Annotated in this window: 17 protein-coding genes; 7 read left to right on the top strand and 10 right to left on the bottom strand. The window is 57.5% G+C overall.

Annotated elements, in window-relative coordinates:
* Positions 1-156 precede the first annotated feature (156 nt).
* Complete coding sequence (locus tag C5687_RS19780) at positions 157-660, top strand: DedA family protein (RefSeq protein ID WP_104557611.1); 504 nt, start codon at positions 157-159, stop codon at positions 658-660.
* A gap of 1 nt (position 661) precedes the next feature.
* Here C5687_RS19780 and C5687_RS19775 read toward each other — a convergent pair whose 3' ends face one another.
* Positions 662-1,411, bottom strand: a complete 750-nt coding sequence (locus C5687_RS19775) for an SDR family oxidoreductase (protein ID WP_025755893.1) — start codon at positions 1,409-1,411, stop codon at positions 662-664.
* Positions 1,412-1,511: 100 nt separating this feature from the next.
* On the opposite strand from C5687_RS19775, the gene C5687_RS19770 reads away from it, so the two are divergent.
* A complete protein-coding gene (locus C5687_RS19770) occupies positions 1,512-1,871 on the top strand; it encodes a winged helix-turn-helix transcriptional regulator (RefSeq protein ID WP_047958233.1) in 360 nt (119 codons plus the stop codon).
* A 1-nt stretch (position 1,872) separates the two neighbouring features.
* On the opposite strand, the gene C5687_RS19765 is transcribed toward C5687_RS19770, so the two are convergent.
* On the bottom strand, positions 1,873-2,667 hold the full coding sequence (locus tag C5687_RS19765; RefSeq protein ID WP_104557609.1) for an SDR family NAD(P)-dependent oxidoreductase: 795 nt from the start codon (positions 2,665-2,667) through the stop codon (positions 1,873-1,875).
* A 125-nt stretch (positions 2,668-2,792) separates the two neighbouring features.
* The gene (locus tag C5687_RS19760; RefSeq protein WP_047958235.1) at positions 2,793-3,236 is read right to left on the bottom strand and encodes a winged helix-turn-helix transcriptional regulator; all 444 of its coding nucleotides are present in this window, start codon (positions 3,234-3,236) and stop codon (positions 2,793-2,795) included.
* Positions 3,237-3,388: 152 nt separating this feature from the next.
* Here C5687_RS19760 and agp point away from each other — a divergent pair, with 152 nt between their 5' ends.
* Positions 3,389-4,630: a bifunctional glucose-1-phosphatase/inositol phosphatase gene (agp, locus tag C5687_RS19755; RefSeq protein ID WP_059385533.1), complete on the top strand. Its 1,242-nt coding sequence runs from the start codon at positions 3,389-3,391 to the stop codon at positions 4,628-4,630.
* 32 nt (positions 4,631-4,662) lie between these two features.
* Here agp and C5687_RS19750 read toward each other — a convergent pair whose 3' ends face one another.
* Positions 4,663-4,890, bottom strand: coding sequence for a YccJ family protein (locus C5687_RS19750; protein ID WP_008499832.1), 228 nt, complete (start codon positions 4,888-4,890; stop codon positions 4,663-4,665).
* Positions 4,891-4,908: 18 nt separating this feature from the next.
* Complete coding sequence (gene wrbA, locus C5687_RS19745) at positions 4,909-5,505, bottom strand: NAD(P)H:quinone oxidoreductase (protein ID WP_025755888.1); 597 nt, start codon at positions 5,503-5,505, stop codon at positions 4,909-4,911.
* Positions 5,506-5,897: 392 nt separating this feature from the next.
* On the opposite strand from wrbA, the gene C5687_RS19740 reads away from it, so the two are divergent.
* The 4 genes from C5687_RS19740 (at position 5,898) to C5687_RS19725 (ending at position 7,963) form a co-directional block, all read left to right on the top strand.
* Positions 5,898-6,068: a con-10 family general stress protein gene (locus C5687_RS19740; RefSeq protein WP_013097201.1), complete on the top strand. Its 171-nt coding sequence runs from the start codon at positions 5,898-5,900 to the stop codon at positions 6,066-6,068.
* Positions 6,069-6,186: 118 nt separating this feature from the next.
* Complete coding sequence (locus C5687_RS19735; protein ID WP_104557607.1) at positions 6,187-7,104, top strand: DMT family transporter; 918 nt, start codon at positions 6,187-6,189, stop codon at positions 7,102-7,104.
* A 61-nt stretch (positions 7,105-7,165) separates the two neighbouring features.
* A complete protein-coding gene (locus tag C5687_RS19730; RefSeq protein ID WP_025755885.1) occupies positions 7,166-7,435 on the top strand; it encodes a type II toxin-antitoxin system TacA family antitoxin in 270 nt (89 codons plus the stop codon).
* Positions 7,436-7,441: 6 nt separating this feature from the next.
* Positions 7,442-7,963: a GNAT family N-acetyltransferase gene (locus C5687_RS19725; protein ID WP_104557605.1), complete on the top strand. Its 522-nt coding sequence runs from the start codon at positions 7,442-7,444 to the stop codon at positions 7,961-7,963.
* Positions 7,964-8,105: 142 nt separating this feature from the next.
* Here the strand turns inward: C5687_RS19725 and rutG are convergent, their stop codons facing one another.
* The 5 genes from rutG to rutC are packed head-to-tail and all read right to left on the bottom strand — an operon-like array spanning position 8,106 to position 11,748.
* A complete protein-coding gene (gene rutG, locus C5687_RS19720) occupies positions 8,106-9,428 on the bottom strand; it encodes a pyrimidine utilization transport protein G (RefSeq protein WP_047958238.1) in 1,323 nt (440 codons plus the stop codon).
* A 21-nt stretch (positions 9,429-9,449) separates the two neighbouring features.
* On the bottom strand, positions 9,450-9,944 hold the full coding sequence (rutF, locus tag C5687_RS19715) for an NADH-dependent FMN reductase RutF (protein WP_104557603.1): 495 nt from the start codon (positions 9,942-9,944) through the stop codon (positions 9,450-9,452).
* Positions 9,945-9,953: 9 nt separating this feature from the next.
* On the bottom strand, positions 9,954-10,544 hold the full coding sequence (locus C5687_RS19710) for a malonic semialdehyde reductase (protein ID WP_104557601.1): 591 nt from the start codon (positions 10,542-10,544) through the stop codon (positions 9,954-9,956).
* A gap of 9 nt (positions 10,545-10,553) precedes the next feature.
* Positions 10,554-11,354 carry a pyrimidine utilization protein D gene (gene rutD / locus C5687_RS19705; RefSeq protein WP_104557600.1) on the bottom strand — a complete coding sequence of 267 codons (801 nt, stop codon included), beginning with the start codon at positions 11,352-11,354 and terminating at the stop codon, positions 10,554-10,556.
* 7 nt (positions 11,355-11,361) lie between these two features.
* On the bottom strand, positions 11,362-11,748 hold the full coding sequence (rutC, locus tag C5687_RS19700) for a pyrimidine utilization protein C (RefSeq protein WP_025755881.1): 387 nt from the start codon (positions 11,746-11,748) through the stop codon (positions 11,362-11,364).
* Positions 11,749-11,750: the final 2 nt, after the last annotated feature.

The raw sequence follows: 11,750 nt of genomic DNA, 5'->3' as shown, positions 1-11,750 counted from the left end.
AAACGAGAGGGATAATACGCTTAATTAATTTTGCCGCTCAGGAATTTAAAAAATGTTTAAGAACGGTTTAGAAGAATCTTATTAATAAGACGTTGAGGGTTTATTTAAGTGAATTCATTTTAAATGAAGAATGATATTTACATCGGGGGAGGGTAAATGACGTGGCTTGATACTTTGCTGAATCACTTTGCGCTCTATCCGGCACATCTTTTCGCGCTGTTATTTATGATGGCGCTGAGTAAATCAACGGTGCTGATCTCCTCTGTGCTGCCGCCCGCCTCGGTGATGCTGTTGACCGGCATTACCGTAAGTCAGGCGAGCATGCATCCGGCGCTGGCGTGGCTGGCCGTGGTGATGGGGGCAACGATGGGTTCAGTGCTGAACTTCCATATCGGCCAACTGATGGGGCACACGCGATGGATAACCCGCCTCACCGCAAAACACGCCAGTAAATTTTTGCGGGTGCAACATCAGCTGCAGAAAAACGGCGTGCTGGTACTGTTCAGCGCGCGCTTCCTGGCGGTGCTGCGCTATATCGTACCGCTGGCGGCAGGCATGCTCAGGCTTAACGTGGTCAAGGTTTATGTGGTGAGTCTGCTCTCTGCCGCCGTCTGGGCGGCGCTGTATGTCGGCATTGTCACCGGCATCAGCGCCTTCTGAGTTACAAACTTCCCATCCCGCCGTCGACCAGCAGCTCCGTGCCTACCGTATAGCTGGACTCGTCGGAGGCCAGATAGAGCGCGGCTTTTGCCAGCTCCGTCGTGGAGCCCATTCTGCCCAGCGGCACCAGCTTGATGATCTCCGCCATCATCGCGTTAAGCGCTTCTTCGCTTAAGCCCGTTTTGTTAAAGGCCGGGGTTTCCACCGGACCGGGGCTCAGGCCGTTGACGCGGATCCCGCGCGGCAGCAGTTCCGCCGACAACGTGCGCGCCAGCGACAGCAGGGCAGCCTTGCTCGCGGCATACACGCTGCTGGTGGGCAGGCCGATGCGCGCGCTTACGGAGCCGCACAGGATCACGGAGGAGGGATTATTCAGCAGCGGCAGCAGTGCCTGAATTAAAAAGAACGGTCCCTTCAGGTTGATGCCCATCAGACGATCCCAGGCTTCTTCCTGCCACGCTTCCAGCGGCGCGTGCGTCACATCACCGGCGTTGAGAAATACCGCGTCCAGGCGTGGCCAGCGGGCGGCAAGGGTCTCCGCCAGCGCTTTTTGCGAAGCAATATCTCCCGCATCGGTCGGGATCACCCAGGCGTTTTCGCCCAGAATACGCTCTGCTTCGGCGAGCGTGTCGGGATTGCGTCCGGTAACGGCGACGTGTGCGCCTTCGGCGATAAACGCCTGCGCGGTAGCAAGACCTATGCCGCTGGTGCCGCCGGTAATCAGCGTATACTTATCGGTTAAACGACCCATATTCTTCTCCTGAAATGTCTCTGGAGAAAACACTATAGAAACGTTAGTATCGAAAAGAAACCAGGTACCAAATGGATACTAAAGAGGCAAGAGGTGTGCAATGGCAGAAAGTCTGGACGTGTGCTGCGAAAAAAAATCTGAGGTGTATACCTGCCCGATGACGCAGTTTGTCAACCTGATTTCCGGGAAATGGGCGATCCCCATTCTCTATCGCCTGATTGTGTTCAATACGCCCGTTCGCTTTGGCGATCTGCTGCGGGCGGCTGCCCCGATTACGCAAAAAGAGCTGACGAAGCAGCTTCGCCTGTTCGAGCAGCGCGGGCTGGTGACGCGTACGGTCTACCCTGAGATCCCGCCGCGGGTGGAGTACCAAATTACCGCGCTCGGGCTCACTCTGCAAAATGCTCTCTCGCCGCTGGCCGCCTGGATGACTGAGTACGGCGACCAGCTGGAGCGTTAGGCTACTGTTTTACGTAGCGCGGGGCCGGAATACCGGTGCGCGCGCTGTTAAACAATTCCAGACGCGCCGTTTCGTAGCGATCCCACAGGCCAGCGTCATGCATCGGCGGGATGGTGATCAGTTCACCCTGATCCAGACCCGCCAGCGACGCATCCACCATATCTTCCGTGGTCATTACTGACCCTTCCGGCAGATCGTTAACCGTGACGCCGGAATGGCTCCAGATCTCCGTCGCCGTGGCGGCAGGCAACACCGCCTGAATGCGCAGGTTGCTGTCGGCAAACTCTTCCTGCAGCCCGCGGGTAAAGCTGAGCACCCACGCCTTGGTGGCGCTGTAGAGCGCGCTGCCCGCCCGCACGTGCAGGGCCAGCACGGACGTGATGTTGACAAGCGTGCCGCGGTTATTCTCTGCCAGGCGCGGCAGAATGGCATACGTTAAGCGCATCAGCGCCGTGGTGTTCAGGGTGTTAATGGCCTGATGCCGGGCCACATCACCCGCGAGGAACGGGGCCATCTGTGCGGTGCCCGCATTGTTAATCAGCGTATCGATGGCGGTGTTGCTGCGCAGCGTCTCTTCCACGGCGCGGATCCCGGCTTCCTCCGTGAGATCGGCCACCAGAACCTCGACCGCAACGTCATAGCGTTCGCGCAGTTCACTGGCCAGCGCCTGTAGTCGTTCTTCACGCCGGGCGACCAGCACCAGATTAAGGCCGCGAGCGGCAAGGCGATCGGCATAGACAGCACCAATTCCGGAAGAGGCACCTGTTACCAGGGCGGTAGAGCGTGGCGTAGTCATCGTGTGTTACCTCAAAGCAAAGTGGGTTATTTGGTTTCAACATGAAACTTAATCCACTCTCTGCTATTTGGTTTTATAATGCAACCAAATTGGTGGGCATTTTGTGCTTTTGCTGGCGGGAGCGATCAGGAGGGGAGTTTGGCCACAATCTGCTCAGGGGTCAGTTCGCGACCGTCGTCAGCGATAAGCGCCAGTTTTCGCAGGGGTTTGCGCTTTTCGCTATCGACAAGGACCGTGCCGCATTCGTGTTCAGCAAATAAATATTCATTGCCCCACTGTGACAGGGCAACCAGCACCGTCTGCAGGGCGCGTCCCTTCTCGGTCAGGACATACTCCTGCCAGGCGCTGCCGTCGGAGGCGGGCTGAAGCCGAAGGATACCTTCGTCAACCAGCAGCTTAAGCCGCGTGGTCAGCATGTTTTTCGCAATTCCGAGGCTTTTCTGAAACTCGCCAAAGCGCGTAACCCCGCGGAGCGCGTCGCGAACAATCAGCAGCGACCACCAGTCACCGATGATATCCAGCGAACGGGCGACGGGGCAGGGGCTCTCTTCAAGACGGGTACGTTTCACAGCACATTCTCCGGTGGGGTATGGTTTTATTATAAAACTAATCGACGCTCACCGTAAGCGTGTTAATCATCAGTTTGAGAAATGCTTCCCGGAAAATTGTCACGGTTCTGTCACACTGAACGCGACATTTTAAAACGAGTGAGGAATTAGGGATGAGAAAAGCACTACTCGCGCTGGCAGTCGCCGGTTCCATTTCAGCAACGTTTGGCGTGCAGGCGCAAGAGACGCCGGAAGGGTATCAGCTGGAGCAAGTTTTAATCATGAGTCGTCATAACCTGCGCGCTCCGCTTGCCAACAACGGCAGCGTGCTGGAGCAGTCGACGCCAAAGCAGTGGCCTGAGTGGGAAGTGCCGGGTGGTCAGCTCACCACCAAAGGCGGCGTGCTGGAAGTCTATATGGGTCATTATATGCGCGAGTGGCTGGCACAGCAGGGGATGATCAAGTCCGGCGAGTGCCCGCCAGCGGATGCGGTGTATGCCTATGCCAACAGCCTGCAGCGTACCGTCGCCACCGCGCAGTTCTTTATCACCGGCGCCTTCCCGGGCTGTGATGTGCCTGTTCATCATCAGGAAAAAATGGGCACCATGGACCCAACCTTTAACCCGGTGATTACCGATAATTCCCCTGAATTCCGCGACAAAGCGCTGAAGGCGATGGAGGCCGAGCGGCAGAAAATGCAGCTTGCGGAAAGCTACAAGCTGCTGGAGCAGATGACGAACTACGCTGAGTCGCCGTCGTGCAAAGAGAAAAAGGTCTGCTCGCTGGCGGATGCGAAAGATACCTTCAGCGCTGATTACGAAAAAGAGCCTGGCGTTTCCGGGCCGCTGAAGGTGGGAAACTCGCTGGTTGACGCATTTACGCTGCAGTATTACGAAGGTTTCCCGGCGGACCAGGTGGCCTGGGGAGAGATCAAAACCGACCAGCAGTGGCGCGTACTGTCGAAGCTGAAAAACGGTTATCAGGACTCGCTGTTTACCTCTACCGAGGTGGCGCAAAACGTCGCCAAACCGCTGGTGAAATACATCGATAAAACCCTGGTCACCGAACAGGCGAAAGCGCCGAAAATCACCCTGCTGGTGGGGCATGATTCAAACATCGCTTCCTTGCTCACGGCGCTGGATTTCAAACCGTACCAGCTGCACGACCAGCAGGAACGCACCCCGATTGGCGGCAAAATTGTCTTCCAGCGCTGGCATGACAAAAACAGCAACCAGGAATTGATGAAAATTGAGTATGTCTATCAGAGCTCGGAGCAACTGCGTAACGCCAGCGTGCTGTCGCTGCAATCTCCGGCGCAGCGCGTGACGCTTGAGCTTAAGGGCTGTCCGGTCGATGCGAACGGCTTCTGTCCTGTCGACAAATTCAATGCGGTGATGAACAACGCGGCAAAATAGAGGATAACCCCCCGCATGGCGGGGGGAAACGTTCAGACGTTTTTACGTTCGATGGTTTGCTCACCCCAGAAGAGCGAGTCTTTGTCCGTTTTTTCGAAGGCGCGCACCAGCACTTCATCGTTGCCTTCTTCCCAAATCTGCTCTGCCAGTTTTTCGTCATACTTCGCGACTTCAAAAATGGCTTCGGCGATCTCCGGCGAGGTATTGCGTAAACTTGCCCATTCACCCACGTGGTGAGCTTTTGATTCTTGCGTTGGCATGCTTGTCCTCCTGTTGGGTTAGCCGTTCAGTTTTTTGGCGAGACCCGCGACGTATTCACCCTGGTAACGGGCGATAGCGAGCTCTTCATTGCTCGGCTGTCGGGAGCCATCGCCGCCGGCAATGGTGGTTGCGCCGTACGGCGTACCGCCACGTACCTGAGAAATATCAAATAACTCCTGTGCCCCGTAGCCAATCGGCACAATCACCATCCCGTGATGAGCAAGGGTAGTCCAGGTTGAGGTAATCGTCTGTTCCTGGCCGCCGCCGGTCCCGGTGGAGCTGAAGACGCTGGCGAGCTTGCCGTATAACGCGCCTGATGCCCACAGGCCGCCCGTCTGATCGAGGAAGGTACGCATCTGGCCGGACATATTGCCAAAGCGGGTCGGGGTGCCAAAGATGATGGCATCGTAATCAGCCAGTTCCTGCGGGGTGGCCACCGGGGCATTTTGTGTTTTACCCCCGGCTTTTGCGAATGCTTCTGCCTGCATGGTTTCCGGTACGCGTTTCACCACAACCTCAACGCCGTCCACCTTGTTTGCACCCTCTGCTACCGCGTGAGCCATGGTTTCAATGTGTCCATACATGGAATAATAGAGCACCAGAACTTTTGCCATTTTGCATCACTCCTCGTTTGTTTTCTCTGACAGCGGATCGCTGCGCTCTTTTAAAGATATGTCATCACAGCCAGACTGCAAAAATGAACGCCATTTATTTGATTTATAACAATATGGGTCTAAAAATGGCTTTGTAGCAAAATGATACAACTTTCCCGCTGCCGATTTTTAAAATGATAAGAAAGGCTTATGGATTACCGCCGCGTCATCTCACCCGAAAGACTGAGATCATGTTGCAGGATATTACCTTCGACTTGCCGGATAACCTCATTCCACTAAGCTTAGTTTCACGCGGCACAGATAAAGGCGTTGTCCTTGAGCCGCGAGGTGAAAGAATCCTCTTTTACTGAATGCAATATGATGTCTAATGTTTCACACTCTGGAGGTTAGAGATGGCAAACCATCGTGGTGGTTCAGGTAATTTCGCAGAAGACCGTGAAAGAGCATCAGAAGCAGGCCGTAAAGGTGGCCAGCATAGCGGGGGTAATTTTAAAAATGACCCTCAGCGCGCATCTGAGGCTGGCAAAAAAGGGGGTAAAAACAGCCATGGCGGCAATAAGTAAGTCGCCGGGTTGATCTCCCTGCCGCCGGGGCTTCCCGGCGGTTTTTTTATTTCTGCAACATTGAACTGTAACCAAAGGCAACGCACACTAGGGAATTGTTCTTCATTGCGAGTGCCGCATGTCTGTCTCACGTTTCAAATTTTCCGTTAAACCGCAGGAAGCCATCCTTATTCTCATCACCATGTTCTGGGGCGGGACGTTTCTGGCCGTCCAGTACGCGGTGACCCTTAGCGATCCGTTCTTTTTTGTTGGCCTGCGCTTTGCGACGGCGGCGATTGCCGTGGGGCTCTGCTCGCTAAACACGCTGCGGAGTCTGACGCTTAAAGAGCTTAAGGCGGGCGTGGCGATTGGGGTGGCGATAGCGATGGGCTATAGCCTGCAGACGTGGGGATTGCAGACCATCTCCAGCAGTAAATCCGCATTTATTACCGCCATGTATGTGCCGCTGGTGCCGCTACTGCAGTGGCTGTGCCTGGGGCGACTGCCGGGGCTGATGTCCTGCATCGGGATCGTGCTGGCGTTTATCGGTCTTATTTTGCTGGCCGGGCCGGAAAACAACTTGCTGGCGCTGGGGACGGGGGAGATCATTACCCTGATCGGGGCAATTGCCATTGCGGCGGAAATTATTCTGATTAGCGCCTGGGCGGGGAAGGTCGACGTCAAGCGCGTGACGGTAGTGCAGCTCGCCACCGCGTCGCTGGTGGCATTTGCGACGATGGTACCGGCTGGGGAGTCGGTACCGCCAATGTCCACCGGCCTTGTCGTGGTGGCGCTGGGGCTGGGCATTTTCAGCGCCATTATTCAGGTGACTATGAACTGGGCGCAGCGCAGCGTGTCGCCGACCCGTGCGACGGTGATCTATACCGGGGAACCGGTCTGGGCAGGGATTTTTGGCCGGCTTGCGGGCGAGCGTTTGCCGCTGCTGGCCCTGGTGGGCGCAGCGTTTATCGTCGCCGGGGTGCTGGTGAGCGAATTAAAGCTAAAAAAACGTCGCCGTGAGGTGAGCGATGTGCCGGCTGAAGAAGGTTTAGATTGAAAAAAAGGACGGATGTCTCTACGATATGTACGGATAAACACCGTACACAATAAAGTCAATTATGCCAGCACTTAAAAAACAGCGTATCGATCTTCGCCTGACGGACGAAGACAAAACAATGATTGAAGAGGCGGCGGCGATGACGAACCAAACGATCACCCAGTTTATGGTGAACAGTGCGTCTGAACGTGCTGCAGAGGTCATCGAACAGCATCGGCGTCTCGTCTTAAACGAAACATCATGGAATGCCGTGATGAACGCCATCGACAATCCGCCAGAGCCAAATGAACGCCTGAAGCGAGCGGCAAAACGTCTTCGAAACATGGAGTGAAGCGTCGTGGAAAATCTCACGATCGAAATGTTTTCAGAGGGAGAAGAGTATGATTTCAGGAATTTCGATTGTGGTGAACCCTCGCTAAATTCCTTCCTGACCGACCATCTGGTGCGTCAGCACACTGGGCGTATTTTACGCGGCTATCTGCTTAAAGATCGCGACCATCCTCGTGTCCTCGGCTATTACACGCTGTCCGGAAGTTGCTTTGAAAAAACGATGCTTCCTTCTAAAACTCAGCAGCGTCGGATCCCTTATATCAATGTACCGAGCGTGACGCTGGGGCGTCTGGCTGTCCACAAAGACCTGCAGGGACGCGAGTGGGGAACAACACTCGTCACGCATGCTATGCGCGTGGTTTACCTGGCATCGCAGGCGGTAGGCGTACATGGACTCTTTGTCGATGCGATTAACGAACAGGCTAAACGGTTTTATCTGAAGCTGGGCTTTATCCCTCTGACGGGTGAAAACAGTCATTCGCTTTTTTATCCCACCAAATCTATTGAACGCCTGTTTGAAGAAGAGTAGACCTGCGTCCTGAAGGTATGAGGGGGCATTTTTTGCCCCCCTCACCCTAACCCTCTCCCCGAAGGGGCGAGGGGACTGGCTGGTGCGGTCTGTAAGACCAGCACAGGTCTGCATTTCTCCCTCTCCCCTTCGGGGTGACTTATCACGAATCCTGATGCACGACCTCGCCCTGCGGCGCGGCCGCTTCCCGCCGGTTCAGCAGGGCGTTAAGCAGAATGGCGCCAAAGGTCGCCGTACCAATCCCGCCAATCGTGAATCCGCCCAGCGTCAGGGCGAAATCCCCCGCGCCCAGCACCAGTGTGACGGCCACCATAATCAGGTTGCTGTTCTGGCTGAGATCGACGCGATGCTGCACCCAGATGCGTGCTCCCGCCACGGCGATCAGCCCGAAGACCACAATCGATGCGCCGCCGATAACCGGTGACGGAATGGTGTGGATCAGCGCGCCGAATTTCGGTGAGAAGCCAAGCAGTATCGCCATTACTGCCGCCGCCACGAACACCAGCGTCGAGTAGACTTTGGTTACCGCCATCACGCCGATATTTTCGGCATAGGTGGTGACGCCGCTGCCGCCCACGGAACCGGAGAGCATGGTTGCCAGCCCGTCGCCGACGAACGCACGGCCCATATACGGATCCATACTGCGTCCGGTCATGCCCGCCACGGCCTTCAGATGACCCAGGTTCTCCGCCACCAGGATAACGGCGACAGGGGCGATAAGCATCATCGCCTGGCTGTTGAAGGCTGGCGATGTGATTTGCGGCAGACCGAACCAGGCGGCCTGATGGAGCAATGTGAAGTCGACAGGCTTGCCGAGACCAAAGACATTTGCCAGCAGAGCGTAGAAAAGACAGGCCACAATCAGCCCGACCAGAATCAGCAGGCGCTGGACCATGCCGCGGGTAAATACCGCCACCAGGCCAATACACAGCACGGTGATCACCGCCATCCAGCTCTCAAACGGCGAGGCGGAGACGCTCCTGACCGCAATCGGCGCGAGGTTCAGGCCGATCGCCATCACCACTGCGCCGGTCACGACGGGGGGCATCATGCGTTCGATCCAGCGCGTGCCGATCTTCATCACCACCAGACCAATCAGGGTGTACACCAGACCGCAGGCGATGATGCCCCCGAGGGCCACGCTCAGGTTAGGGTTGATCCCCTGGCCGTTAAACCCGGTGGTGGCGATGACCACCCCCACAAAGGCGGCGCTGGAGCCCAGATAGCTGGGCACGCGCCCGCCGGTGACAAAAAAGAACAGCAGCGTGCCGATACCGGACATCAGAATCGAGAGGTTGGGATCCAGCCCCATCAGCATCGGCATCAGCACCGTGGCGCCAAACATGGCAACCGCGTGCTGGACGCCCATTACCAGGGTTTGCCCGAGCGGGAGCCGTTCATCCGGCGCGACCACGCCGGCGTCTGTGGAGGTCGATTTCAACTGCCAGTGGGGAAATCCGAACATGGTCTGTCTCCTTAAAGCGCCTCAGCAGGCGGGTCGCATCAGCGCGTGGTAGCCGCGGTCAAACCACACCAGCCCTTGCGGCGCCGGGTGGCGGATAATCGAAACGATGTCGCAGAACAGAATGTCATGGGTACCAACGCTCACCACCTGGCTGATGCGGCAGTCAAAGGAGGCCAGCGCATCCTCCAGCCGTGGGCAGCCCGTGTCGCCCGTCTGCCAGCGGGCAGCGGCAAAGCGCTGTTCCATCGGCGTTTTGCCGCCAAACAGATTGGATAACGGCTCCTGCCCGGCGCTCAGGGTATTCACGCACAGGGTGCGGTTTTCGCTAAATGTGGGCCAGACGGACGCGCCGCGGTTCAGGCACACCAGCAGGGTGGGCGGTGAATCCGTGACGCTGCACACCGCGCTGGCGGTGAAGCCTGCTCTCCCCGCCGGGCCGTCAGTGGTGATGATATTGACCGCCGCGCCAACGCAGGCCATGGCGTCGCGAAAGGTCTGTTTATCCGGTGCTGTCATGTTCGCTCCTTACGCCAGCCCGCAGGCATCGTCGAAGTCCAGACGCGGCAGGCGTCCGTAAAGTTTGCCCGGGTCGCCATAGCCAATGTTGATCAGCAGGTTGCTTTTAAGCGTGGTGCCGGTGAAAAAGGCGTCGTCGACTTTTTGTCGGTCAAAGCCCGACATCGGGCCGGTATCCAGCCCCAGGGCGCGGCAGGCGAAAATCAGGTAAGCGGCCTGCATGGAGCTGTTGCGAAACGCCGTCTCTTCCGCAAGGGCGGGGCTGGTGGTAAACCAGCTTCTGGCATCACCGTGCGGGAACAGTTCGGGCAGGCGATCGTAGAATTCACTGTCCCAGGCCACGATGGCCGTAACCGGTGCCGCGAACGTTTTCTCCAGGTTGCCGCTGGAGAGCGCCGGGCGCAGCTTCTCTTTTCCCTCTGCGCTTCGCACAATAACTATCCGCGCCGGAGAGCAGTTGGCGGACGTAGGACCCCATTTCATCAGGTCGTAGATCTCGCGCAGAACCTGGTCGCTGACCGGCATATCCAGCCAGCCGTTATGGGTGCGCGCGGAGGTAAACAGCGTCTCCAGCGCAGTGGGATTAATGGCTTCGCTCATTACAGCTCCTTATAACGCGGGTTCATGGCTGTGCAGCAGGCTGGCAAGCCCGTTCAGCAGCAGCGTGTTAAAGGTGTCTGGCTCGGTGACGTTGCAGGCATGTCCACCCTGGCGCATCACCACTTTCTGACAGCCGGGGATTGCCGCCTGCAGTTCAGCGGAGCAGACAGAAGGCACCAGCATGTCGTCGCTGGAGCAGATAAGATGTACCGGGCAGCGGATGCGCGCGGCATGGCGGCTGAAGTCGGCTTTCTTCAGGGCGCTTAGCCGATGCAGCAGGTTGGTTTTCCCCTGGAAATGGGCCAGCGCCAGCGCCTCTTCCGCCTCCAGACGAGGGGCGCGGGCCGCCATCCAGTCTGCCGGGTAGAGAAACAGCGGCTGCGCCTCTACCCACGCCTGCGGGCCACCGGAATGCAGCAGGCGCTCGCGGATCTGAAAGCAGCGGCGGGTGTGCGCGTTAAGGGTTAACCAGCCGTTAACGCACACCAGCGCGGTGAGGGCGTCGGGATGATCCAGCGCCAGCTGCAGGCCGACCAGCGCCCCCAGCGCATGACCCACGACGCTGTAGCGGGCAATTCCGGCCTCCGCCAGCGCCCGGGCCAGTTCGTCCGCCATCTGCGCAAGGCTGTACCCTTCCGGCAGGGTATCGGGGTTATTGCCCGTTCCGCGCTGGTCATAACAGACCACCTGATACTCCTGCTCCAGCGCGGCGAGCTGGGGCAGCCAGTAGCTGCCGCTGCCGCCGAGACCGGCAATCAGGACCACCGTGGGCGCCCCCTCATACGGGGGCGGTGAGACGGAGAGTTTCATGGCCGCCTCACTTCGCGATGTGGGCAACGGTGGCGATCTCAACCAGCGCTTCCGGCTTCACCAGCCCGCACTGAATGCAGAACCGGGCCGGTTTATCGCCGGGGAAGAACTCCGCGTAGATTTCGTTAATCGCGGCGTAGTTTTTCCAGTCGGTGATAAAGATGCTGTTGAAGGTCACATCCTCCATCGTGCCACCCGCTGTTTCGATCACCTTTTTGATGGTTTCCAGCACGTGGCGAGTTTGCGCCTTTGGGTCGTTGATAAACACCACGTTGTTGTCTTTATCAAACGGCAGCGTGCCGGAGACGTACACCACGCCGTCGGCGAGCGTGCCGGGCACAAACGGGGCGATGGGCGTGCTGGTGCCCGGCGGAATAATCACGGATTTCGGCATCG

It is taken from the genome of Enterobacter sichuanensis, from assembly GCF_002939185.1.
GTDB classification, from domain to species: Bacteria; Pseudomonadota; Gammaproteobacteria; order Enterobacterales; family Enterobacteriaceae; genus Enterobacter; species Enterobacter sichuanensis.
This window is presented reverse-complemented; position numbering and strand designations above follow the sequence as displayed.